The following is a 23222-nucleotide window of genomic DNA, read 5'->3' as shown; positions in this document are numbered from 1 at the left end:
CTATTAGGTTTAGGTTGCTGGTAAGCTCTCTCCGCGCTGAGGAATCCTCGACCATTCAGACGACTGCATAGCCGCCTTAGTTGCGGATACATATTCGTCATCTTTGGCGGTTAATAGCACTTCTGTGTCGCTCATTATGTGAGTGACTGCGCCCAAAGTTTAATTTGAACTGATCAGGAGTCTCTGGAGAAACACTGGCGACCGCTGAACCGTGAGCGATGTAAAAGTGCGCCTCTCTCATGAGTTAATAAGCACGCCAGTGCCGTCGTCCCTTTACACCCGCAACCACCCCTAACGCTAAAAGCCCTGCGTCAGACATTCGGAAAGGGGGCACAAAGGTTTTTGTGGCGCAGGGTGTGGGCGCTAGTATGGTCGGGAACGCTTGCGAACGGGCGGCTCGGACCTCCCGCTTTCGCCCACTTCCCACTCGGGAGCCATCACCGGCCCCAACACGGAAAACCAACAATGATCTTGAGAGTGACTGGGGCGGTGATGGCGATTTTCGCCATTGCCCTGTTGTACATGGGTGCGCAACTGGTGGCCGCCGGCGGCTCGGCGGCGTACTCGATGATCGCCCTCGCGGTACTGGCCTCGGCAGTGCTGCTGATGCTGAAAAAGCAGTCGGCGCTGACGGTGTATGCGCTGCTGATGTGGGCGATTCTGATCTGGATCGTCTACGAGGTCGGCTTCGACAAATGGCAGTGGATTCCGCGCGGCGACCTGTTCGCGCTGCTGGGTCTGTGGCTGGCGCTGCCGTGGGTGGTGCGCCCGCTGTACAAGGCGCAGAACCCGGGCGATACCCGCCGCTTCCATCCGTTTCTGGGCGGCACCGTCGGCGTGATGATGCTGATCGTGCTGGCGGTGATGTTCTACGACCCTTACCCGGTGGCCGGCAAGATCGACACCCCGCTGGCGACCCGCAGCACGGGTGAAGCCGGTAATGACTGGGTGGCCTATGGCGGCACCAACAGCGGTCAGCGTTTCTCCAGCCTTGACCAGATCAATGCCGGCAACGTGAAGAAACTGACCGTGGCGTGGGAATACCACACCGGCGATCTGCGCGATGCCGCCAAAGACGCCGGCGAGTACACCTTCGAAGCCACGCCGTTGAAGGTCAACAACCGGGTGTACGTCTGCACGGCGCACAACGAAGTGCACGCGCTGAACCCCGAAACCGGCAAGCCGGACTGGAAGTGGGCGCCGGAGAAAAACCGTTCGTACCTGCAGCAGCATCAGACCTGCCGTGGGGTCAGTTACTACGCGCCGGCGGCAACCGCTGCAGCCACCCCATCGAGCCAGTGCGCCAAGCGCATCATCACGGCCACCGCGGACGCAAAACTGGTGGCCCTGGACGCTGACACCGGCACGCTGTGCAGCGATTTTGGCGACAACGGGGTGATCGATCTCAGCACCAACATGGGCGAGATCCGTCCCCATGCGCTGATGCAGACCGCTGCGCCGCTGATCGCCGGTGATCTGGTCATCGTCGGTGGTTCGGTGATGGACAACGGCTACAACGATGGCAACCCGTCGGGTGTGATCCGCGCCTACAACGCTGTGACCGGCACGCTGGTGTGGAACTTCGACCCGGCCAACCCGGACTTGACCCAGCCCATTGCCGCCGAACAGACCTACCCGCAGGACACACCCGTGGCGTGGGGCACGTTGAGCGCCGACATGAAAAACGGCTTGGTGTTCGTGCCGTTCGGCAATGCCTCGCCAGACGAGCTGGGCATTAACCGCGACCCGAACAGCAACACGGAAAAATTCCGAGACACGCTGGTGGCGCTGGACCTGAACACCGGTGCGTTCAAGTGGAAATTCCAGTCCTCGAACAACGACCTGTGGGACCGCGATAACCCGTCGCAGCCGACCCTGATGGACGTCGGCAAAGAGGGCAGCCAGCAACCGGCGCTGCTGTTGCCAACCAAAGTGGGCAATATTTTCGTGCTCAACCGCCTGACCGGGGAACCGATTGTCCCGGTCGATCAGGTCAATGTGTCGACCCAGGGCGGCGTGCCGGGCGAGCATTTCGCGCCGACCCAGCCGGTGTCGAAGATCAACTTCATCCCGGAACCCCTGAGCGAGAAATCGATGTGGGGCCTGACGCCCTTCGATCAGATGGCCTGCCGCACGACCTACAACACGCTGCGCTACGACGGCAACCCGTGGACGCCGAGCACCGAGCAGGGTTCGTTGATTTTCCCCGGCAACATCGGGGCGTTCAACTGGGGCTCGGTGGCGGTGGATCCGGATCGCCAGATTCTGATCGCCGCACCAGTACGCCTGGCCTACACCTATCACCTGATCAAGCGCACCCCGGAAACCGCCGAGAAGCGGCTGTTCACCCAGGACGGTACGCCGTACTGGAACGAGAACTTCAACGGCGACTACGCGATTCGGATCAAGCAGTTCGCTTCGGCGCTGGGGGTGCCGTGCATTGCGCCGCCGTGGGGCCGCATGGTCGGGGTGGACCTGACCACCGGCAAAACCGCGTGGATGCGCCGCACCGGCACCACCCAGAACCTCAAAACCAGCTTCCTGCCGGGCCGCTTCCCGATCGGCTTCCCGATGGGCATGGTCGCCCACGGCGGTCCGCTGGTGACGGCGGGGGGCGTGGTGTTCCATGGCGCCACGGCGGACAACTTCATCCGCGCGTACGACATCAACACCGGTGACGTGCTCTGGGAGAAGGAGCTGCCGGCGGGCGGTCAGGCGACGCCTTCGACCTACATGGGCAGCGACGGCAAGCAGTACGTCGTCATCTCCGCCGGCGGGCACGGCTCGCTCGGCACCACGTTGGGCGACAGCGTGATCGCGTTCCGTCTGGATTGATTGATTGACGTGTGGAAAAGGCCGTGACGCCGTTGTGCGTCACGGCCTTTTTTGTGATGGCATCCCGCACATTCGAGGGTGCTCACACCGGCGTCTTCCCGGCTGAAGCCGGTCCCACTATCGGTATGCGGTCACCCTGTAGGACTGGCTTTAGCCGGGAAGGCGGCGGATGTCACACCGCTGAATATGTGCCGCTCACATTGGCCTTTTCCCGGCTGAAGCCGGTCCTACTAGGGATATGCGGTCCTACCATGCTGCATGTGTCGCATCACCGAGCAGTGGCGCTCGCGCCATGCAGCCGCATTCAGCCCTAAAAAACGATGTCCCGGTAGAACGCCTTCAGCGTGTCAACGAACTCTTCGGACAATTTCGTCCGCACCTGGGCCGGTGCCCACATGACGTAGGTGGGGAAGAGGATCTGCGGCACAAACGGGCGGATGACAATATCGCGGTGGCGATAATCCCGGGCCACCAGCGGGTGGGCGAGGGTGATGCCCATGCCCAGCGCCACCATCTCGCAATTGATCGCGCTGTACTGCGCCTCCACGGTCATGACCCGCTCCACGCCGGCCTGCTCGAAGAGACCATCCACCAGCGCCCGGGTGCCGTCGCCGTGGCACAGCGACACAAAGGTCTCTGCCTCCAGATCGGTGAAGGTGATCTGCGTTCGGCTTGCCAAGGGATGGGACGCCGGCAACACGCACACCGCTGCCACTTCGCTGAGCAACTCGATCTGCTGACTGTCGACATCGCCGGGGTGCACCACAATCCCCACATCACAGAACTGCGACTTTACCCACTGCTCGACGGTGGGCGAGGAGTTCACGTGCAGAGACACCGTCAGCTCCGGTCGCGTCTCGGTAAACGCCTTGAGCACCCGGGGCATCATGCTCATGCCGGTGGAAGGTACTGCCGCCACCCGCAAGCGGCCCGTGCCCAGATTGCGGATGTTCTTCGCCGACAACTTGAGGCTGTCCAGCCCGACGTAGGCGCGCTCGACTTCCTGAAAGAAGGCCTGACCCTCCTGAGTCGGCATCAGCCTGACGCCGGCGCGCTTGAACAGGGTCAACCCGGTGCTGAGTTCCAGTTGGGCAATCAGCCGGCTGATGTTGGGCTGCGAGGTAAACAGCACCTCGGCGGCAGCGGTCATGGAACCCAGGCGCATGACGCTGCGGAAGGCTTCGATCTGTCTCAGGTTCATGTCGCGCTCCATATCAAATATGAATAACTAAGGCCTATATCCGTATTTGACCATATGGACGCCCCGTCGCAATACTCGAACCAGCCACCCATAGCGCACATGAAGATGCGCCACCCCGCGATGGATTCGCCGGGACCATGCACGCTGCATGCATGGCTTCGGTTCACACCGAAGCGACTGACGCATTGTTCGATCTGCCCCCATGCACTTCGGAGATAGTCTGTGAATAGCCTCGACCTTTCCTCAGCAGCACGACCGTTTCGTCCCTTCCACCGCAGTGCCATGGCCGTTGCCCTGACGCTTGCCGCCGTTGGCAGCACACCCGTCTTCGCCGAGACCACGCTGTACGTGGCCGGCGTCGGCGGCTCCACCGAGCAGATGTACAAGAACCGCGTCATTCCCGCCTTCGAAAAACAACACAACGTCAAAGTCGTCTACGTCGCCGGCAACTCCACGGAAACCCTGGCCAAGCTCCAGGCGCAGAAAGGTCGTCAGCAGATCAACGTCGCGATGATGGACGACGGCCCGATGTACCAGGCGTTGCAGATGGGCCTGTGCGAAAAGCTCAGCGATGCGCCGATCTACAAGGACCTCTATCCGCTGGCACGGCTGAGCCCTGAAGCCACGGGGATCGGCGTGGTGGCCACCGGCATCGGCTACAACGAAGAGGCGTTCAAGAAGCGCGGCTGGGCGGCACCGGATTCCTGGGAAAACCTCACTGACCCACGCTTCAAACAATTGCTCGGCATGCCGCCGGTGACCAACACCTATGGCCTGCACACGCTGGTGGAAATGGCCCGGCTGAGGGGCGGCGGCGAGAAAAACATCGACCCCGGCTTCAAGGCGCTGAAGGACGAAATCGGTCCTAACGTGCTCGCGTGGGTGTCGGCGCCGGGCGAGATGGACGGGATGATGCAGAACGGCGACATCGTCATGGCGGTGTACGGCAGCGGTCGGGCCGTGGCGTTGCAGGGCACCGGCTTTCCGCTCAAATTCATCTACCCGAAGGAAGGCGGCATCGCCTTGCAGGTCGCCGCGTGCAGCGTGACCCCCAACGCGCAATCCGAACTGGCCCAGGCGTTCATTCAGTACGTGCTGTCCCCTGAAGTGCAGGAAATTCAGGCGCGGGAGAACGGCTTCGCGCCGGTGAACCAGACCGTCAAGCTGCCGGATGATGTCGCCGCGCGCATGCCATACGGGCCGGAGAAGGTCAACGCGCTGATCAAGGTCGATTGGGAAACCATCAACCCACAACGCAGCGAGTGGACCACGCGCTGGAACCGCACCGTCGAGCGCTAGCGTCACCGATCGCTCTCGCTGATCGACAGTCGCTGATCGACGTACACGCCGATCTTCCCCAGCACCCTTCTGGAGACGCAGGTCCGCCTGCGTGGCACGCCCATGGCATTTCTCACCCTCGAAGGCATCGTCAAGACCTACGGCACGTTCAGGGCCATTGACGGTTTGAACCTGGAAGTCCGGCACGGCGAGTTCATCGCCTTGCTCGGCCCGTCCGGGTGCGGCAAGACCACCACCCTGCAATCCATCGCCGGATTCGTGCAGCCCACGGAAGGTCGTATCGTTCTGGACGGCCGCGACATTACCCACGTGCGCCCCGAACAGCGCGGGCTGGGCATCGTCTTTCAGAGCTATGCGCTGTTTCCGCACATGACCGTGGCGCAGAACATCAGCTTCGGCCTGGAGATGCGCGGCGTGCCCAGGGCCGAGCGCGGCAAGCGCGTCGATGAAGCGCTGGATCTGGTACGCCTCGCCGGCCTCGGTGAGCGTTACCCGAAAGCCCTGTCAGGCGGGCAGCGCCAGCGGGTGGCGATCGCCCGCGCGTTGGCGATCCGCCCGAACCTTCTGCTGCTCGACGAACCGATGTCCAACCTTGACGCCAAGCTGCGCGAAGAGATGCACATCGAACTGCGGGCGATTCAGCGCGAGCTGGGCATCACCACCATCCTGGTCACCCACGATCAGGTCGAAGCCATGACCATGAGCGACCGCATCGCGGTGATGCAGAAGGGCCGCATCGTGCAGATCGACACGCCGTTCGAAGCCTACGAGCGGCCGCATTCGCCCTTTGCTTCAGCGTTTCTCGGCAAAACCAACGCCTTCGCTGGCGCGGTGCAATTGCGTAACGACCGCTGCTGCCACGTGCAGGTCCACGACACGCTGATGCACGTGCCCCACGAAGACCGCACGCTGGGCAATGACGTCAACGTCTACATCCGTCCGGAAAAAATCCGTTTGGTGGCGCTGGGCAGCGGACGGTTTTCCGGGCGCGTCAGGCTGCGGGTGTTTCTCGGCAACCTGTGGTTGATGGCGGTGGAAAGCCGCCTGGGGCTGGTGCACATGACCCTGCCCAACCTCGGCACACCGCCGCCGGAGGAGGGCAGCGAGGTCGGGCTGGACTGGTCCGACGACGACCTGCGCCTGCTGGACCGGGAGGTCGCCCATGGCCAGGTATGACGCCGAACGGGTAGGCGTGGCGCCGTGGCTGCTGAGCGGCCCGGCATTGCTGGTGTTCATCGCGCTGTTGCTGGCGCCCTTGTTGCTGACCGCCGTGCTGTCGTTGAACCTGTTCAGCGACACTGACGGCGTGGTGCCGAGCTACAGCCTTGGCAATTACCTGGAGGTGTTCAAGGACGACTACTTCCACGAGATACTCCTGCGCACCGGTGGCATGGCCCTCGCAGTCACGGTGTTGTGTGTGCTGCTGGGTATTCCGGAAACCATCATCATTGCGCGCATGGCGCCGCGCTGGCGTTCGCTGTTCCTGCTGGTGGTGCTGGGTCCGCTGCTGATTTCCGTGGTGGTGCGGACCCTGGGCTGGGCGATTCTGCTGGGCAACAACGGCCTGATCAACGATGCCCTGCAAGCCGTGGGCATCACCGACCAACCGGTGAAAATGCTGTTTACCCAAGTGGGCGTGGTCATCGCCCTGACCCACGTGCTGGTGCCGTTCATGGTCATTGCCGTCTGGGCCACACTGCAACGGCTGGACCTTCAAGTGGAGTGGGCGGGCCTTTCCCTTGGCGCGTCGCGGTTGACGGTGTTCCGCCGGATCATCCTGCCGCAGATCATGCCCGGCGTGCTGTCCGGCTCGATCATCGTCTTTGCCCTGGCTGCCTCGGCCTTCGCCACCCCGGCGATCATCGGCGGGCGGCGCCTGAAAGTGGTGGCGACGGCGGCGTACGACGAGTTCCTCGGCACCCTCAACTGGCCCCTCGGTGCGGCCATCGCGATGCTTCTGCTGCTGGCGAATCTGATCATCATTCTGGGTTGCAGCAAACTGGCCGAGCGCCGGTTCAAGCAAGTCTTCGAGTAGCCGACCATGCACAAGAACGGATTTTTCTCGCTGCTGTTCCATGCCCTGTTCGTCACATTCATCGTCGCGCCGCTGGTGGTGGTGATGGCCATGGCGTTCACCAGCAAGGGCTACCTGTCGCTGCCCACCGACGGCCTTTCGCTGCGCTGGTTCCGTGCGCTGGCGGACAATCAGGAAATGCTGGATGCCTTTGCTTTGTCGATCAAGCTCGGCCTGGCGTCGGCGACCATCGCCGCGTTGCTGGCGATTCCGGCGGCGCTGGCCATCAGCCGTTATGACTTTCCTGGCCGGGGCGCGGTGACCGGGTTTCTGCTGTCGCCGCTGATGATTCCGTCGGTGGTCCTCGGCATCGCGTTCCTGCGCTTCTTTTCCCTGGCGCAGATCGGCGGCTCGTTCTGGGCGCTGACCCTGACCCACGTGATTGTCGTGCTGCCCTATGCGTTGCGCCTGACGCTGGCCTCGACCATCGGCCTTGAGCGGGACATCGAGCACGCCGCGCTGTCACTCGGTGCCAGTCGCTGGACGGCGTTTTACCGGGTGGTGCTGCCGAGGATTCGCACCGGGGTGGTCGGCGGCTGGATGCTTGCGTTCATCCAGAGCTTCGACGAACTGACCATGACCGTGTTCGTCGCCACCCCCGGCACCACCACGCTGCCGGTGGCGATGTACAACCAGATTTCCCAGACCATCGACCCGCTGATCACGGCGGTTTCAACGGTGCTGATCGTCGGCACGTTGCTGCTGATGCTGATATTGGACCGAATGGTCGGATTGGACCGGGTGTTGATTGGAGAAGGCAAATGAGCCGGGGCACACAGAGGGACATTCAGTCGGACGTGATCGTCATCGGTGGCGGGTTGGTGGGGACGGCAGTCGCTTACGGCCTGGCCCGCAGCGGCGCTGACACCGTGGTGCTGGACCAGGGCGACGATGCGTTTCGCGCCTCGCGGGGCAATTTCGGGCTGGTCTGGGTCCAGGGCAAGGGCCACGACCTGCCGGACTATTCGCGCTGGACGCAGTCGTCAGCGACCCGCTGGCCGGACTTCGCTCGGGCGCTGATGGCCGACAGCGGCGTGGACGTGCAGCTCCACCAGCCCGGTGGCTTCCATATGTGCTTCAGCGACGAAGAACTGATCGAGCGGCAATCGCGCCTGCAAACCCTGCAGGACGCCCTCGGCGATTACCCGTTCCAGATGCTCGACGCCGCTGACCTCAAAGCGCGCCTGCCGTTGATCGGCCCCTCCGTGGTGGGCGCCAGCTACACGCCCCAGGACGGTCACGTTAATCCGCTGAAACTGCTGCGCGCGCTGCACACCTCGGCCCAGGCCAAAGGCGCGCGGTTTCACGGCGGCATTCAGGTGGATCGCATCGACGGCGCGACAGGTGAGTTTTGCGTCACCGCCGGCACTCAACGCTTCATCGCGCCACGGGTGGTACTCGCTGCCGGCCTGGGCAATCCGGGGCTGGCCCGGCAGGTGGGCCTGCATGCGCCGGTGGCGCCGAATCGCGGCCAAGTGCTGGTCAGCGAGCGGGTGCGGCCGTTTCTCGATCACCCGACGGTCCATGTTCGGCAGACCGACGAAGGCACCGTTCAGCTGGGCGATTCGATGGAGGAGGTGGGCTACGACGACAGCACCTCCACCCAGGTGCTGGAAGCCATTGCCCGGCGTGGCGTGGCGACCTTTCCGCTGCTGCGGGAGGTGCGGCTGATTCGTGCCTGGGCCGCGCTGCGGGTCCTGAGCCCCGACGGCTTCCCCATCTATCAGCAATCGGCCAGCCACCCGGGCGCCTTCGTGGTCACCTGCCACAGTGGCGTGACCCTGGCCGCCGCCCATGCCCTGCGCATCGCGCCGTGGGTGATGGGCGGTGCGATGCCCGACGAGCTCGGCGTATTTGCCGGCGAGCGTTTCCTGACTGACAAGGTGTTTTCCCATGCGCACTGATTCGCTGTTTCAACCGGTCACGAGTGAAGTCAGGTCGACACGGACTGTCAGCCTCAGCTTCAACGACCAATCCTTTGAAGTGCCGGCGGGCATCAGCGTGGCGGCGGCGCTGCTGATGTCTGGCATCAACCGCTTTCGCGCGACGCCGGTGAGCGAATCGCCCCGGGCGCCGTATTGCATGATGGGCGTGTGCTTCGAGTGTCTGGTGGACATCGACGGCGTACCCAATCGCCAGAGCTGCCTGATCGAAGTGGCGGACGGCATGCGCATCCGTTCCCAGGAAGGCGCTCGCGACCTGATTTTCCAACCCGGCGATGTGCACACCGCCAGTGTGCAGACCGCCAGCGTGCAGACCGTCGAGGCGCAGTCATGAATGATCATTTTGGCGGTGTCGTGGAAGCGGTGGACGTGGTCGTCGTGGGCGCAGGTGCCGCCGGTATGGCAGGCGCGGTGGCCTTGGCCGGGTTCGGCCTGCAGGTGGTGTTACTGGACGAGCAGGGCAGTCCGGGCGGGCAGATTTATCGCGGCATCACCCTCGCGCCCCTGTCGCGGCGGGACCTTCTTGGCGCGGACTACGCCCATGGCAACGTGCTCGCCCAGGCCCTGGCGTCTTCGTCCGTGCGCTATGAACACGGCGCGGCGGTCTGGCAAGTGACCCGGGATCATCAGGTCAGCTACCTGCGCGACGGGCGTCTGCGCACCCTGCAGGCCAAGGCCGTGTTGCTCGCCACTGGCGCCATGGAACGGCCGTTTCCGATCCCGGGCTGGACCTTGCCCGGCGTCATGAGCGCAGGCGCTGCGCAGATTCTGCTGAAAAGCGCAGGCCTGGCCCCGACCGAGCCGGTGGTCCTGGCCGGCTGCGGCCCGCTGCTGTATCTGCTGGGCTGGCAATACCTGCGCGCCGGCGTGCCGATCAAGGCCTTGGTCGACACCACGCGCCCCGAAGATTACTGGCGGGCCCGGCGTCATCTGTTCGCGGCGTTGCGCGCCTGGCCGTATTTGCGCAAGGGCGTGGAGTTGATGCGCAGCCTGCGCAGCGCCCGCATCGCGCACCACACCGGCGCCGAGCATCTGGCGATCGAGGGTGACGAAGCCGCCACCGCGTTGACCTTCACCGTCGGCGGCAAGGCTCAGCGTATTGCGGCGCGCTGCGTGCTGCTGCATCAGGGCGTGGTCCCGAACATTCAATTCAGTCAGTCGTTGCGCGCACGCCATCACTGGGACGTCGACCAGCTGTGCTTCAGCCCGGTGATCGACCCATGGGGTGAGCTGGACGTGCCGGGGATGTTCGTCGCCGGTGACGGCGCCGGCATTGGCGGTGCCCAGGCCGCGGCACTGCAGGGCGAGTTAGCAGCGCTGGGCATTGCCCAACGGCTGGGCACGCTGGATGCGGGTCAGCGTGATCAGCGAGCCGATGCATTGCGCGAGAAACTGGCGTTGAACCTGCACATTCGGCCGTTTCTCGATGCGCTTTATCAGCCGAAGGAAGCGAACCGCATTCCCGCCGATGAAGTCATCGTGTGCCGCTGCGAGGAAGTCACTGCGGGGGACCTGCGCAAGTTCGTCGCCTTGGGCTGCGCCGGCCCCAATCAGGCCAAATCCTTCGGCCGCTGCGGCATGGGCCCTTGTCAGGGGCGGATGTGCGGCCTGACGGTGACCGAAGTGATCGCCAAGGCCCGCGGCGTGTCGGCGGCGGAAGTCGGCTACTACCGCATTCGCCCGCCGATCAAGCCCATCACCCTGGGGGAACTGGCCGGTGAGTGAGGCGCGGGCAAGGCACAGCGACGTGCTGGTGATAGGCGGCGGCATTCATGGCCTGAGCACCGCACTGCATCTGGCCCAGCGCGGCGTTGAGGTCACGGTGCTGGAGGCTGATTACTGCGGCCGTCATGCCTCCGGGGTCAACGCGGGCGGGGTTCGAACCCTGGGCCGTCACGAGGCGGAAATTCCGCTGGCGCTGTCTTCCCGAGCCCTCTGGCATGACTTGGCGCAGACGCTGGGCGATGACGGCGGCTTTGTGCCCAGCGGCCAGCTCAAACTCGCGGAAACCCCCGCCGAACTCGACGAGTGCCGCCAGCGCGTCGAGCACTTGCAGCAACGGGGTTTCAGCCACGAAGTGCTGATCGACGCTCAACAGGTGTTCGAGATCATCCCGACTGTCGCCCGGCATGTGGTCGGCGGCATCTGGGTCAAGGACGACGGCTACGCCATTCCCTATAAGACGGTGACGAGCTTTCGGCTGGCGGCCGAAAAGCTCGGCGTGAAAGTGCTTGAAACGACGCCGGCGCAGCGCATCGAGCAACGGGGCAGTGGATGGCAGGTCACCACGCCCGCCGGGGTGTTCAGCGCCGGGCATCTGGTCATCACCGCCGGTGCCTGGGCGCGGGAGCTGGCAGAACAGGTCGGCGAATCGGTGCCGGCTCATCCCGAGGGCCTGATGCTGATGGTGACCCACCGCGTCGCGCCGTTTTGCGCGCCGGTGCTGGGCGCAACGGGTCGCTCGCTGTCGTTCAAGCAATTCGCCAACGGCACCGTGGTGATTGGTGGCAAGCTCATTGGCAGCGTGGATTTCCCGGCCCGCCACGGCGAAGTGGATCTGGCGCGCCTGGGCATCAGCGCGAGGACCGTCACCGACCTGTTTCCCCACCTCAAGCACTTGGGCGTCAATCGGGTCTGGGCCGGCGTCGAAGCGTTTACCGCTGATGACTTGCCGGTGATAGGGGCCAGCCGCAAGGCCAGTCACCTCAGCTATTCGTTTGGATTCTGCGGCAGCGGTTTCCAGATGGGCCCCGGCACCGGCAAGCGCCTGGCCCAGCAGATCCTTGGCGAGCATTCGGACATCTCGCTGGAGGCGTTCGACATAGGACGCTTTGATACCGCCTGCTTTGATAAGACACGCCTCAACGACGCCCACATCCCGATCAACGTACCGTCAGCGGCCCGTTGATTCCGTACACCCTACCGACCCATCAGGAGTTCACATGCTGGAAATCAACCGTATCGAAACCAACCAACGCATGAGCCGTGTCGTGCAGTGCAATGGCTTTACCTTCCTTGGCGGCCAGACCGCGACGGATCGCACCCTCGACATCAAAGGGCAGACCGCGCAAGTGCTGGAGAAGATCGACAACTACCTGGCCAAGGCCGGCCTGGACAAGACGCGGATTCTCACCGCACAGGTCTGGCTCTCGGACATCGCGGCGAATTTCGCCGGCATGAATGAAGTCTGGGACGCCTGGGCACCGGAAGGGCACGCACCCGCGCGGGCCACCGTGGAATCACGTCTGGCCGCGCCGGATTTGCTGGTGGAAATCACCGTGGTGGCCGCGGGCTGAATCAGCTGCTGCAGGAATGAACTGCGCCGGGCCGGGTTTATCCCGACCCGGCGTTGCCGCTCAAGGGCGGACAGACGCTTCGGCGGAGTTGGTCACGAGGTGGTTTTTGGTGGTGCGACGCTGCTGCGTGATCAGCACCTGAGGCACCGAAGAACAGTGGTATTTGATGCCTTTCCTCGTCGGCATCAGCGCGACGCTCTCCATGCATTCTGCGCGGGTCGAATACGCCGTCGGCTGGTTCTCGTCCACACATCCTTCCGCACCGGAACACATACTCATTACAACCACAAAGATGCTCTTCATTGCTCTCATTCCTTTCTGGCAAATCACGGCGCGGGACAGCGGGTGTGAGGCGATTCTGAGGGGAGGTGATGGCAGAAGGCAATGCGGTGAAAGTGCGTTTCGTCGGGAATATGACGGTTTTGGGTTTTCAAGGGATTAGAGGGTAAATTTGCAGTCGGTAAATTGACGTCACGTTTTTTAAAGCGGGCCGGTTTACTTAAGTCTGGCGTCACTTAAGCGCGCTGGCAGGGGCTTTTGAAACCTTCTTAGAGACCGCAATCGGGCTCGCTTAACAACGCGCAACCAGTTCCAGCGTGCCTGATAGCTCTGCGCCTATTTGCGAAACAACTCCAGCAGCAGGAATATTCAAAGGGTCTGATTTATTTGATCTTGAACACCACCGGCGGCGTTGGCATCCCTCACAGGAGTAAATTAGCCTGCTTGAACAGCACATCCTATGGGGAGTCTCAAATGCTCATCGTCTTCAGTGGTCTGCCCGGTACCGGTAAGACGACCCTCGCCAAGGGTCTGGCCGCAACGCTGGGTGCTGTTTATGTGCGTATCGATACGATTGAACAAGCCCTTCGTGATTCGCCGGATTTTGCGCGGGATGTGGGCCGCACGGGGTATCTGATTGCCTACGGGTTGGCGGCCAGCAACCTTGATTTGGGCGGCACGGTGGTTGTCGATTGTGTGAATCCCGTGCTTGAAAGCCGAAGAGAATGGAGCGCCATATCCTCTCGATCCGGTGCTCCATTGGTGAATCTTCAGGTCATCTGTTCCGACAGGATGGAGCATCGACGCAGGGTGGAGACCAGGCAGGTCGATATCCCGGGGCTGACGCCTCCTACCTGGCAATCCGTGCTGAATCATGAGTATGAATCTTGGGACACAGAACCCTTCACCGTAGATACCGCGCTCAATTCCCCGGCGCAGGCATTGGCGGCGATTGCCGATTACTTGAAACGGTCTGATTTATTCACCCCTGAGCAGGGCTAACGGCGCCGTGGTGGCGTTGAACACCTTCGCAGTGTTGTGCGTTTCAGGAGAGGGGTGATCAGCCTGAATTCATGAGCATCGCTCACTGCTGTTTGTCACAGGGCCCTGTAGTACATCGCTGCCGCGTGAATTAGGTTGATGAGGACATCTCATTTACCCAGGAGCTCGCCCATGCACACAGTCGCAGCAATCACCACGCTGGGGATGATGCTGATGCTCGCCAAGGTTCAGGCGGACGACAGCACGCCCGCCATGACCGTCGTCCCGAACGGCTCCCAATCCTCGATTCTCGGGAGCCCGGCGATGTTCGTCGGCACGGTGCGCATCGATCCCTTGGTATCCGCCCATGAGCCGTCCCGGGTCACGGCGGCCTATGTCACGTTCGAGCCGGGGGCGCGTTCCGCCTGGCACACGCATCCGTTGGGGCAAACGCTGGTGGTGACCGCAGGCACGGGCTGGGTGCAGCAACAAGGCGGGGAGAAACAGGTGATTCGTCCGGGAGACGTGATCTGGACGCCGCCCGGCGTCAAGCATTGGCACGGGGCCACGGCCCGCACGGGCATGACCCACATGGCGATCCAGGAATCCCTCAATGGCCAGAATGTGGAGTGGATGGAGCCCGTTTCCAATGCCCAGTACGAGGCCTCCCGATGATCCTTGCCCGACACGCGTTGACTGCTGAGTGACCCTCAGCGCAGTAATGAGCCAAGCTCGTCTAAAGCGGCCGGTCAACCCGGATATACTCCGCGCAACGCACGCATTCGGGTTGATCGACCCGTTCATTGCCGGTCTGATTCACACCTAGCGTAGGTAGATGATGCAGCTCACCCGTGCCAACCTCGCCGATTTCATGTACTTCCTGGCCGTCGCCCGGCATTTGAGTTTCAGCCGTGCGGGATTGGAAGTCGGCATCAGCCCGTCGGCCCTCAGCCATGCCATCAAGGCGCTGGAAGCCAGGCTTGGCGTGCGCTTGCTGAACCGGACCACCCGCAATGTCACGTTGACCGCTGCCGGTCAGGAGTTGCTGGCGTCGATTCGTGAGCCCATCGACCGCATCGACCAGGCGATGGAGGTGCTTAACCGTTACCGGGACGAGCCCACGGGGAGGATCAGGCTGAATGTGTTCAGCGACGCCGCCCTGTTGCTGCTGGCGCCCGTACTGCCGCTGTTCGGTGAGCGTTACCCCGACATCGAAGTGGATATTTCGATCTCCAACAGCATGGTCGATGTCGTGGAGGGGGGCTTTGACGCCGGCATGCGCTTTGGCGCGACCGTGCCGGAAGGGATGATTGCCCATCGGCTGTCGCCGGATGTGCGCTGGCTGGTCGCCGGCACGCCCGACTATCTGCGCAAGTGGGGCACTCCCGTTCACCCTGAAGACCTGAAGCAGCATCGCTGCCTCAAGTTCAAGGTCGGCACCGGCAAACTTTACGACTGGGAATTCGAGAAAGAAGGCGTGCAGCTGGCGGTCCCGGTGTTCGGTGGCGTGATTCTCGACGAGACCCGAATCGCGATTGCATTGGCCTGTGAAGGGAGCGGACTGATTTACGCCGCTGAACCGATCCTCGCACCTTATGTGAAGAGCGGTTCCCTTAAGCTCGTCCTTGAGGATTGGGCGTGCGTGAGCCCGGGGTTCCACATCTACTACTCCAGCTATCGCCAGCAACCGCTGGGGCTGCGTCTGCTGATCGACATGATCCGGGATATCGCGCCGCTGGGGTGATCCGCAACGGCTCAAACCGGGACGCCTGACGCTTTCCCGGCTAAAGCCGGTCCCACAGAGTGCTCCGCTTCCCGTCATTAGTGAGCATTGCTCATCACCGCATCACACGTACCCCCGATAGGCGAGGGCGGAGCGCGCCTGTACCGTGACGCCACTCAATCCATCAAAACCGGCGTCTGTTGCACATCACCCTGGCGTGAGGCGACTGCACGGGCCGGACACGTGTCGAGGGTATGAATGCGTACTGCTGAGCTACAAAGAGCCGAGCCTGAAATTGCCAGGCCAGATCGAGGTGTGTGGAGCGCCGTGGGTGCGATGGCCATGTGCGTGGCCATGCTCATCTCATCCGAATTCATGCCGGTCAGCCTGCTGACACCGATTGCCTCGGACCTCGGCGCGACCCAGGGGATGGCCGGCCAGGCGATCTCCATTTCGGGACTGTTTGCCGTCGTCACCAGCCTGTTCATGTCGGTCATCGCCGGGCGCATTGATCGTCGGTACGTGTTGATCGGCTTGACCAGCCTGATGCTGGCCTCGCTGATCCTGATTGCCGAGGCGCCGAGCTTCCTGGTCCTGATGATTGCACGCGCCGTGCTGGGGATTGCCATCGGCGGGTTCTGGGCACTGTCCACGGCGACCGTCATGCGGCTCGTGCCATCCGACACCGTGCCCAAAGCCCTCGGCATCATTTTCACCGGCAATGCCATCGCCACGGCATTTGCGGCACCTATCGGCAGCTACCTGGGCGGCATCATCGGGTGGAGAGGCGTATTCTGGGGACTGGTTCCGCTGGTGCTGATCAACCTGCTGTGGCAATGGATCAGTCTTCCGTCCATGCCGCCCAAGTCGGCGGGCTCGGTCCGTCAATTGTTCGCGCTGCTGCGTCGTCGCCACGTGGCGTTCGGCATGATCGCGGTGATGTTGACCTTCGCCGGTGCGTTCTCGGCCTTCACCTACTTTCGGCCGTTCCTTGAAACCTACACGCACGCGACCACCCCGCAGCTGTCGCTCTTCTTGCTGGGGCTCGGTGTAGCGGGTTTTGCCGGCACCTATGCGGGGACGGCGCTGGTGAGTGACCGGATGTATGCGCTGTTGCGCTGGCTGCCATGGCTGCTGGCGACGGTGACGCAGTTGATGCTGCTGTTCGGCCACCTGAAGCCTGGCGTCGCCGTGGCGATGATCTGCTGGGGCGGGCTGAACGCCGCCATTCCGGTGGCGTGGTCCACCTGGCTCAGCAAAAGCGTCAGTGATGACCCGGAGAGCGGAGGCGGCTTGCTGGTTGCGGCGATCCAGCTGTCGATCATGGTCGGTGGCGCCCTCGGTGGCCTGCTGCTGGATCACCTCTCTATTGCCGCGACGTTCATGGGCGCCGCCGCATTGCTGGTGCTCGGTGCGTTGATCGTCGGGAACGGCAGTCGCTTGCGCGGCTGAATCCGGCTTCGAAGCCCAGCCCTGACCGCAGCACAACACACCTTCACAGACAGGCACATCATGCGCATGGAAAACAGAACAGCCCGGCTCTTCAGACAGGGCGTTGGCGGGGTATTGGCCATTTTGGGTGTCGCCATGACTCTAGGCGGTGCGGTATTGCTCAGTGACGGCGGATCTGCCTGGTACGGGGTGGCAGGCATCGTCTGGGTTATCTGCGCCATCGGCGTGTTCCGGCGCGACCCTCGCGTTATCCCGCTTTACGGAATGATGTTAGCCGCGACGGTGGCATGGAGTGTCTGGGAGGTCGGGTTCGAGGGCTGGCAGTTACTGCCACGGCTCGGACTGCCTGTGCTGCTGGCCGTTCTGCTGGTGGCCAGCACCGTGGGGCTTCGAACTCCGCGCCGATCGGCATGGCTCGGCTCGCTGGCGGTGTTGACGGTGAGCGTTGGGGTGGGCGCGGTGCTGCATGGCCAGTCGGGCGAGGGCTCTGATCCGCTGCTGCGCGCAGGCGTATCGAACAGTTATCCCCCGGCAAACGGCATGACTGAGGCGGCCGCTCGACAGGATTGGCCCGCTTTCGGCAATGATCAGGGCGGTACACGTTTCAGCCCGCTGACGCAGATCACGCCCGACAACGTCAAGCAATTGCAAGTCGCCTGGGAAGCTGAGACAGGCCCTATGGGGCCGGGACCGGAGGGTGGCCTTGAAGTCGTGCCGATTATGGTCGGCGACACGCTTTATGCCTGTAACGATCAGAATCGCGTCACCGCCCTTAATGCGGAAACCGGCAAAGAGCGCTGGCATCAGGACATTTCAGGCGGCACGGCGGCATCCGGCAAACCCTGCCGAGGCGTCGCCTTCTACCAGGTCCCCAATGCCGAGGGGCCCTGCGCCCAACGGATCATCGCGCCCAATCAGATGCCCGGGCTGGTGGCCCTTGATGCCCGCACAGGCGAGTTCTGCGAGCAATTCGGCGACAAGGGCTTCGTCGACCTGCGAGAGGGCATCAAGGCCTACCCGCACGGTCTGTATTACGTCAGCTCGGCGCCGCAGATCATTCGCGGCAAGGTGGTCGTCGGTGGCGGCATTCCGGACGGTCAGTACTGGGGCGGCCCGTCCGGGGTCATCCGCGCCTTCGACGCCGCGACCGGCCAACTGGCCTGGACCTATGACTCCGAGCAGCCTGATCGTGCCGGTGCTCCGCCCAGTGGCGAGGTTTACTCACCTTCCTCACCCAACAGCTGGGCACCCATCAGCGCCGATGAAACCCTCGGCCTGGTCTATCTGCCCATGGGCAATGCAACCCCTGACAACTTCGGCGGTTTGCGCCGGCCGGGGGACGACGAGGTCTCAAGCTCCGTCATTGCGCTGGACGCTGAAACCGGTCGGTTGCGCTGGCATTTCCAGACCACCCATCACGACATCTGGGATTACGACGTGCCGGCTCAGCCGACGCTGGTTGATCTGCCCGTCGACGGCGTCATCCGCCATGCGCTGATTCAGGCGACCAAGCGCGGCGAGGTCTTCGTCCTGGATCGGGAGACGGGCAAACCGATTGCGCCCGTTCAAGAGCAGGCAGTGCCTCAGGGCGGAATCGCGGAGGGCGAGCGGCTGTCGGCGACTCAGCCTGCGTCGATCGGCTTGCCCGCGTTTCGCCAGCCGACGCTGCAGGAACGTGACATGTGGGGCATCACCCCATTGGACCAGATGCTGTGCCGCATTCAGTTTCGCCAGTCACGCTACGAGGGGCACCTGACGCCGATTACCTTGGGCAAGCCCGTGCTGATCGCGCCGGGTTCGGCCGGAGGGATCAATTGGGGCGGTGTGTCGGTGGACCTTGACCATGGCGTGATGGTCGTCAACTGGCTGCGGATGGTGGACCGCGTCGAATTGGTCAGCCGGGAGGAGGCGGTTGAACGCAAGTTCAGGCTGTCGGACGGTCAGAGCCCGGGGGGTGATGCGCAGCGGCCCATGCTCAACACGCCTTACGGCGCTTACGGCACAACCTTCTTATCGGTGCTCGGCACGCCCTGCAACGCGCCGCCATGGGGCCTGATTTCGGCGGTGGATCTGGCCAGCGGTAAACTGCTCTGGTCCAGACCGCTGGGGACGGCAAGAGACACCGGCCCGCTGGGCATCCCGTCGATGTTGCCCGTGACGGTGGGGACGCCAATGACCGGCGGCTCGGTCAGCACCCGCAGTGGTCTGATCTTCATTGCGGCGACCGCCGAGCGCACGATTCGGGCACTGGATGTGCACAGCGGTGAAGAACTCTGGTCGGCGCGTTTGCCAGGGGGCGGCAATGCCAGCCCCGTGACCTATATCGGTCCCCACAGCGGCAGGCAGTTCGTGGTCATTGCGGCAGGGGGCAAGAAAGCGCTCAAAACGCGCTTGAACAACAAGATCGTGGCGTTCGCGTTGCCGGCGCCCAAACCCTGAGACGCCAGCGTGGCATCCACACATTTGCTGGATGCCACGCTCGTTTCAGTTCGCAATGCCTGCCGGGCCGATTGGCTGATTAAAGGCAAGGCACCTTGCCGGCTTGAGCCACCGCAACGCCTCGACTGTCCAGCAGCGACACCTTGACCTCTGCATCCGCTCGGCTCTGTACCAATGTGTAGCGCTCATCGGCCGCAAATCCGTCGTAGTCCAGCGTTGCCGTGCAGCGACGATGACTGTTCTGATACCCGATCATCACAATCCCCAGTTCCATCGAATGCCTGCCTGGCGAAACAATGAAGCGATTCAAACTGTTGGCCTGATTTCCGTCGAGACGTCTCGCGATCACGTCATCTCCTGCGTGGGCCTTAATGTCGACGATGGACTTTCCAGGTTCAGGGCGCGGTGTTCCAGTGGTACAGCCGGCTATGACCGCGACAGACACTAAGGTTGTCGCAAAAGTACGTAATTTCATGGGATGCCCGTTCGTTAATTGGTTAATGTCTTTAAATATTTAACGCGCACCACGCTTCGCCCGCGGCGCTCGACACGACGGCAGGCGCCGTCACTCAAGAATCGCAACGTGAGTGCTTTCGTTATAAAAACGATGTCCACCAACGGGCCGTTAAAAAGCGCAGCCCTTTGAGAAAAATCGTCTGACGTTATTGTTTTGAAAAAGCGATGCGTACTGCATCGCTGCCAAAGACGCGGGCCAGTTCGGCGGCATTGTCGATGCGGCCCAAACGAGTGTAGGAATAGGGCGATGAGAAAGTAGCGTAGAACGCGACCAGCGTGCGTGGTCCGTACAGCATCAGATCGCCGCTGTGGATCGTGCCGGGGCGAATCGTACTTGTTGGCAGCGATGTCGGCAGTTCAGCGTGCTTCTCGTTATTGTTCAGGTCAGGCATGTCGATGGAGAGTGGGAGCAGGGCGGCAAATGCCCGCGCCGCTGGTGTATCCGCCAGGGTGATCGCGAAGCGCGTGTCGCGAACCGTCATCCAGATACGGGATTCTGGAAGCTGCGCGGTGGCTGACGTGGCCGCGGGGGCAGGGCCCACGGGGGTCGCAGGCGAGGCATTGCTTTCGCTCAAGGCTGTCAGGCCCAACAGAAGTCCGAAGGCCCGCGTCAGTCCCCTTGCGCCCCCGACATGAGCTTGGGTGAATAGGGCGAATCGTTTGTCGCGCATCCTGTGGGCACCTTATGCAGTGGGGTGATTCGGAAAATGTTAATCAGCCGTGATGGGGTAAGTGGTCAGCGATCTCATTGCTTTCGCGTCCAATCCCCATCGGATACCTGCTGTCACAACACTCTACGTCGGGGAATTGGCCTGAACCATACGGCTCTCCAGAATGCTTTTATGAACAAACTTCACCAATGCCGGAAAGTTGCAGGGCAGGGCGCGCCAGTTGCCCGGGGAAGGGCGTTTCAATCTCCAGACTTTTATATAAGTCTTAATCAGGATGTTGACGATGGTCGATCTTTGCCGAGCCCTGATCCCACCATCCTGCCAATGCGATAGCAGGGGGTTCGGACACTTTGCGCATCGTGCCGCAACAAAAAAGTTTACGATTTGGCACGTTGGAATGACCCTCAATCGGGTCATCGTGGCCGGCGGTTACAAGGAGCGCAGGCCTCTTCAGCGTCACGCGACAGTCATAAACCAGACGGAAGGCAGAGGGGGATGACTCAAGTTGTGACGCACTGGGCAGATAACCGTGATGTCAGTTACATACGCAAGTTTGTTCAAGGATCGAACCCATGACCCAGCGTCAATCCATTCGCATTGCCCCTCCTCTTCATCCGCGTGTTCTCTGGTTCGCTTTGATTCCGGTCGTGCCTGCCGTTGCATGGATACTCGCCCAGTCAACCTCTCTCCCCAACCTCATCGCGTGCGCAGCGCTGGTTTTGATCGGCCTCGGCGCAGGTGCCTGGAGTGCAGCTTCCCAGCGTGACGTGGTGCTGCGAGCCACGGCTCGGGCGCAGGCGGAGCAGTCAGAGGCGGACGCGGCGAGCAACGGCATGACCTCGGGCGTACAACTCAATGAGGTGTTGCTGGGCGCCATGCCGATCTGGGCCCGGCAGGTGGAAAGCTCTCGGTATCAGACCGAAGAAGCGATTGTGAATCTGACCAACCGTTTCATCGGGATCGCCGCGCGATTGCAGGAAACGGTTCAGGCTTCCCAGCGCGCTGCCGGCGAACTCGACGGGCAAACCGCAGACGGGGCGCTTGAAGTGCTGTCACTCAGCGAAAGCGATTTGAGCCAGGTGATCAACTCGCTCAAGGCCGCTCAAACCAGCCGCGACCAAACCCTGGCCCAGGTGCGCGGCCTCACCGCGTATACCGGCGAACTGCGCACCATGGCCGCCGACGTAGCAGCCATTGCCGCGCAGACCAACCTGCTGGCGCTGAACGCGGCCATTGAGGCGGCACGGGCAGGTGAAGCCGGTCGCGGCTTTGCCGTGGTGGCCGACGCGGTGCGCAGCCTGTCGAGCAAATCCAGTGAAACCGGCCAGCAGATGTCGGCCAAGGTCGACATCATCAATAACGGCATCACGCAATTGGTGCACGCCGCCTCCAGCAGCGCCGATCAGGACAGCCAATCGGTGGCCGCGTCAGAAAACAGCATTCAAGTCGTGCTCGAGCGCTTCCATAACATCACTGGCCGGCTGGCCGAATCCGCGGACCTGCTCAAGCAGGAAAGCCGCGGCATTGGTGATGAGATGACGGAGGTGCTGGTCGACCTGCAATTCCAGGACCGTGTGAGCCAGATCCTCAGCCACGTGCGGGACAACATGGAAGATTTGCATGGCCACCTGCGGCAGGCAAACGAGGCCCCGGACCAGGCAACGTCCATCGACGCCCGCCAGTGGCTGGCGCGAATGGACGCTACCTACGCCACCGACGAGCAGCGGCGCACCCATCGTGGCGAGACGCCTGTGCAGCAGAACTCTCAAGACATCACCTTCTTTTAGGAGCTCATCATGGCGAAGAATGTATTAGTGGTCGACGACTCCAGCAGCGTGCGGCAAGTGGTAGGCATTGCCTTGAAAAGCGCCGGTTACGACGTGATCGAAGCGTGCGACGGCAAGGATGCGCTGGGCAAGCTCACCGGGCAGAAAGTGCACTTGATCATCAGCGACGTGAACATGCCCAACATGGACGGCATCACCTTCGTCAAGGAGGTCAAGAAACTGGCCAGCTACAAGTTCACCCCGATCATCATGCTGACCACCGAGTCCCAGGAATCGAAAAAGGCCGAGGGGCAGGCTGCGGGCGCCAAAGCGTGGGTGGTCAAGCCGTTCCAGCCGGCACAGATGCTGGCAGCGGTGTCGAAACTGATCCTGCCCTGAATCCTTGCGCGAGGGAGGCTGCGATGCCGATCACCATCGAAACACTCGACGACAGCACCTGCGTCAGCATTGACGGCGAGCTGACGATCTACACCGTTGCCGAGCTGGCGGGCGAGCTGTTGCCCCGGATAAGCGGCGCGCCACGCCTGATGCTGGACCTCTCGCAGGTTACCGAAATGGATGGCGCGGGGCTGCAGTTGCTCGCGGTCATCCAGCGTGAAGCCGACAGCGCTGGCACAGCGTTGAGCGTCACCGGCCAGAGCGTGGCGGTCACGCAGGCCCTTGAGCTGTGTCGCAAAGCCGCTTCATAGCCAGTCCAGCGACGCGTGCCCCAATCGCGTTCATTGC

The 23222-nt window shown here is 62.6% G+C and carries 22 protein-coding genes; 18 read left to right on the top strand and 4 right to left on the bottom strand.

All coding sequences use genetic code 11. The annotated features are described in order from the left end of the window. The first annotated feature begins 465 nt into the window (after nucleotides 1–465). On the top strand, nucleotides 466–2835 hold the full coding sequence (locus tag IFT99_RS08980; protein WP_192131704.1) for a membrane-bound PQQ-dependent dehydrogenase, glucose/quinate/shikimate family: 2370 nt from the start codon (nucleotides 466–468) through the stop codon (nucleotides 2833–2835). A gap of 310 nt (nucleotides 2836–3145) precedes the next feature. Here the strand turns inward: IFT99_RS08980 and IFT99_RS08975 are convergent, their stop codons facing one another. Then, nucleotides 3146–4036 carry a LysR substrate-binding domain-containing protein gene (locus tag IFT99_RS08975; RefSeq protein WP_192131702.1) on the bottom strand — a complete coding sequence of 297 codons (891 nt, stop codon included), beginning with the start codon at nucleotides 4034–4036 and terminating at the stop codon, nucleotides 3146–3148. A gap of 222 nt (nucleotides 4037–4258) precedes the next feature. Between IFT99_RS08975 and IFT99_RS08970 the strand changes: the two genes are divergently transcribed. From IFT99_RS08970 to IFT99_RS08930, 9 genes are all read left to right on the top strand, one after another. Continuing rightward, nucleotides 4259–5335, top strand: a complete 1077-nt coding sequence (locus tag IFT99_RS08970; RefSeq protein ID WP_342214613.1) for an ABC transporter substrate-binding protein — start codon at nucleotides 4259–4261, stop codon at nucleotides 5333–5335. Between the two features lie 102 nt (nucleotides 5336–5437). Next, nucleotides 5438–6511, top strand: coding sequence for an ABC transporter ATP-binding protein (locus IFT99_RS08965; protein ID WP_192131700.1), 1074 nt, complete (start codon nucleotides 5438–5440; stop codon nucleotides 6509–6511). After that, entirely contained in the window at nucleotides 6498–7370 is an 873-nt protein-coding gene (locus IFT99_RS08960) for an ABC transporter permease (protein WP_192131698.1), read from the top strand. The genes IFT99_RS08965 and IFT99_RS08960 overlap by 14 nt, the downstream gene beginning before the upstream one ends. 6 nt (nucleotides 7371–7376) lie before the next feature. Further along, nucleotides 7377–8174 (top strand): ABC transporter permease, encoded by a 798-nt coding sequence (locus IFT99_RS08955; RefSeq protein WP_192131696.1) that lies wholly within the window; start codon nucleotides 7377–7379, stop codon nucleotides 8172–8174. Beyond that, a complete protein-coding gene (locus IFT99_RS08950; RefSeq protein ID WP_192131694.1) occupies nucleotides 8171–9313 on the top strand; it encodes an NAD(P)/FAD-dependent oxidoreductase in 1143 nt (380 codons plus the stop codon). Before IFT99_RS08955 ends, IFT99_RS08950 begins: the two co-directional genes overlap by 4 nt. Further along, nucleotides 9303–9686, top strand: coding sequence for a (2Fe-2S)-binding protein (locus IFT99_RS08945; protein ID WP_192131692.1), 384 nt, complete (start codon nucleotides 9303–9305; stop codon nucleotides 9684–9686). The genes IFT99_RS08950 and IFT99_RS08945 overlap by 11 nt, the downstream gene beginning before the upstream one ends. Further along, complete coding sequence (locus IFT99_RS08940) at nucleotides 9683–11077, top strand: FAD/NAD(P)-dependent oxidoreductase (RefSeq protein WP_192131690.1); 1395 nt, start codon at nucleotides 9683–9685, stop codon at nucleotides 11075–11077. The genes IFT99_RS08945 and IFT99_RS08940 overlap by 4 nt, the downstream gene beginning before the upstream one ends. 22 nt (nucleotides 11078–11099) lie before the next feature. Beyond that, nucleotides 11100–12260, top strand: a complete 1161-nt coding sequence (locus IFT99_RS08935; RefSeq protein WP_342214612.1) for an NAD(P)/FAD-dependent oxidoreductase — start codon at nucleotides 11100–11102, stop codon at nucleotides 12258–12260. A gap of 37 nt (nucleotides 12261–12297) precedes the next feature. Continuing rightward, complete coding sequence (locus tag IFT99_RS08930; RefSeq protein ID WP_407073248.1) at nucleotides 12298–12648, top strand: RidA family protein; 351 nt, start codon at nucleotides 12298–12300, stop codon at nucleotides 12646–12648. A gap of 60 nt (nucleotides 12649–12708) precedes the next feature. On the opposite strand, the gene IFT99_RS08925 is transcribed toward IFT99_RS08930, so the two are convergent. Beyond that, entirely contained in the window at nucleotides 12709–12951 is a 243-nt protein-coding gene (locus IFT99_RS08925; RefSeq protein ID WP_065990812.1) for a hypothetical protein, read from the bottom strand. 450 nt (nucleotides 12952–13401) lie between these two features. Between IFT99_RS08925 and IFT99_RS08920 the strand changes: the two genes are divergently transcribed. From IFT99_RS08920 to IFT99_RS08900, 5 genes are all read left to right on the top strand, one after another. Continuing rightward, entirely contained in the window at nucleotides 13402–13929 is a 528-nt protein-coding gene (locus IFT99_RS08920; protein ID WP_192131685.1) for an AAA family ATPase, read from the top strand. A gap of 207 nt (nucleotides 13930–14136) precedes the next feature. Beyond that, nucleotides 14137–14583, top strand: coding sequence for a (R)-mandelonitrile lyase (locus IFT99_RS08915; RefSeq protein WP_244656952.1), 447 nt, complete (start codon nucleotides 14137–14139; stop codon nucleotides 14581–14583). 163 nt (nucleotides 14584–14746) lie between these two features. Beyond that, nucleotides 14747–15652: a LysR family transcriptional regulator gene (locus tag IFT99_RS08910; RefSeq protein WP_065990892.1), complete on the top strand. Its 906-nt coding sequence runs from the start codon at nucleotides 14747–14749 to the stop codon at nucleotides 15650–15652. A gap of 237 nt (nucleotides 15653–15889) precedes the next feature. Beyond that, the gene (locus IFT99_RS08905) at nucleotides 15890–17083 is read left to right on the top strand and encodes an MFS transporter (RefSeq protein ID WP_192131683.1); all 1194 of its coding nucleotides are present in this window, start codon (nucleotides 15890–15892) and stop codon (nucleotides 17081–17083) included. A gap of 60 nt (nucleotides 17084–17143) precedes the next feature. Continuing rightward, entirely contained in the window at nucleotides 17144–19522 is a 2379-nt protein-coding gene (locus IFT99_RS08900) for a membrane-bound PQQ-dependent dehydrogenase, glucose/quinate/shikimate family (RefSeq protein WP_192131681.1), read from the top strand. A 79-nt stretch (nucleotides 19523–19601) separates the two neighbouring features. Here the strand turns inward: IFT99_RS08900 and IFT99_RS26280 are convergent, their stop codons facing one another. Both IFT99_RS26280 and IFT99_RS08890 read right to left on the bottom strand, forming a co-directional pair. After that, nucleotides 19602–19997, bottom strand: a complete 396-nt coding sequence (locus IFT99_RS26280; protein WP_244656934.1) for a PA0061/PA0062 family lipoprotein — start codon at nucleotides 19995–19997, stop codon at nucleotides 19602–19604. Between the two features lie 187 nt (nucleotides 19998–20184). Beyond that, entirely contained in the window at nucleotides 20185–20709 is a 525-nt protein-coding gene (locus IFT99_RS08890) for a cyclophilin-like fold protein (protein WP_192131680.1), read from the bottom strand. A 572-nt stretch (nucleotides 20710–21281) separates the two neighbouring features. On the opposite strand from IFT99_RS08890, the gene IFT99_RS08885 reads away from it, so the two are divergent. From IFT99_RS08885 to IFT99_RS08875, 3 genes are read left to right on the top strand one after another with little or no spacing between them, the layout of a single operon-like run. Next, complete coding sequence (locus IFT99_RS08885) at nucleotides 21282–22496, top strand: methyl-accepting chemotaxis protein (protein WP_192131678.1); 1215 nt, start codon at nucleotides 21282–21284, stop codon at nucleotides 22494–22496. 9 nt (nucleotides 22497–22505) lie between these two features. Continuing rightward, nucleotides 22506–22874, top strand: a complete 369-nt coding sequence (locus IFT99_RS08880) for a response regulator (RefSeq protein WP_065990830.1) — start codon at nucleotides 22506–22508, stop codon at nucleotides 22872–22874. Between the two features lie 23 nt (nucleotides 22875–22897). Further along, on the top strand, nucleotides 22898–23185 hold the full coding sequence (locus tag IFT99_RS08875) for an STAS domain-containing protein (protein ID WP_192131676.1): 288 nt from the start codon (nucleotides 22898–22900) through the stop codon (nucleotides 23183–23185). Nucleotides 23186–23222: the final 37 nt, after the last annotated feature.

Origin of the sequence: Pseudomonas sp. CFBP 8772 (genome assembly GCF_014841665.1) — a bacterium.
Classification (GTDB): domain Bacteria; phylum Pseudomonadota; class Gammaproteobacteria; order Pseudomonadales; family Pseudomonadaceae; genus Aquipseudomonas; species Aquipseudomonas graminis_B.
Note: the sequence above shows the minus strand (reverse complement) of the source record. Positions and strands in the feature narration are given on the sequence as shown.

Coding starts and splice junctions, on each gene's coding strand:
- IFT99_RS08925 (WP_065990812.1), bottom strand. CDS start 12,951: ATGAAGAGCATCTTTGTGGTTGTAATGAGTATGTGTTCCGGTGCGGAA.
- IFT99_RS08880 (WP_065990830.1), top strand. CDS start 22,506: ATGGCGAAGAATGTATTAGTGGTCGACGACTCCAGCAGCGTGCGGCAA.
- IFT99_RS08905 (WP_192131683.1), top strand. CDS start 15,890: ATGCGTACTGCTGAGCTACAAAGAGCCGAGCCTGAAATTGCCAGGCCA.
- IFT99_RS08975 (WP_192131702.1), bottom strand. CDS start 4,036: ATGAACCTGAGACAGATCGAAGCCTTCCGCAGCGTCATGCGCCTGGGT.
- IFT99_RS08965 (WP_192131700.1), top strand. CDS start 5,438: ATGGCATTTCTCACCCTCGAAGGCATCGTCAAGACCTACGGCACGTTC.
- IFT99_RS08980 (WP_192131704.1), top strand. CDS start 466: ATGATCTTGAGAGTGACTGGGGCGGTGATGGCGATTTTCGCCATTGCC.
- IFT99_RS08875 (WP_192131676.1), top strand. CDS start 22,898: ATGCCGATCACCATCGAAACACTCGACGACAGCACCTGCGTCAGCATT.
- IFT99_RS08950 (WP_192131694.1), top strand. CDS start 8,171: ATGAGCCGGGGCACACAGAGGGACATTCAGTCGGACGTGATCGTCATC.
- IFT99_RS26280 (WP_244656934.1), bottom strand. CDS start 19,997: ATGAAATTACGTACTTTTGCGACAACCTTAGTGTCTGTCGCGGTCATA.
- IFT99_RS08960 (WP_192131698.1), top strand. CDS start 6,498: ATGGCCAGGTATGACGCCGAACGGGTAGGCGTGGCGCCGTGGCTGCTG.
- IFT99_RS08885 (WP_192131678.1), top strand. CDS start 21,282: ATGACCCAGCGTCAATCCATTCGCATTGCCCCTCCTCTTCATCCGCGT.
- IFT99_RS08900 (WP_192131681.1), top strand. CDS start 17,144: ATGCGCATGGAAAACAGAACAGCCCGGCTCTTCAGACAGGGCGTTGGC.
- IFT99_RS08920 (WP_192131685.1), top strand. CDS start 13,402: ATGCTCATCGTCTTCAGTGGTCTGCCCGGTACCGGTAAGACGACCCTC.
- IFT99_RS08940 (WP_192131690.1), top strand. CDS start 9,683: ATGAATGATCATTTTGGCGGTGTCGTGGAAGCGGTGGACGTGGTCGTC.
- IFT99_RS08955 (WP_192131696.1), top strand. CDS start 7,377: ATGCACAAGAACGGATTTTTCTCGCTGCTGTTCCATGCCCTGTTCGTC.
- IFT99_RS08945 (WP_192131692.1), top strand. CDS start 9,303: ATGCGCACTGATTCGCTGTTTCAACCGGTCACGAGTGAAGTCAGGTCG.
- IFT99_RS08910 (WP_065990892.1), top strand. CDS start 14,747: ATGCAGCTCACCCGTGCCAACCTCGCCGATTTCATGTACTTCCTGGCC.
- IFT99_RS08915 (WP_244656952.1), top strand. CDS start 14,137: ATGCTGATGCTCGCCAAGGTTCAGGCGGACGACAGCACGCCCGCCATG.
- IFT99_RS08890 (WP_192131680.1), bottom strand. CDS start 20,709: ATGCGCGACAAACGATTCGCCCTATTCACCCAAGCTCATGTCGGGGGC.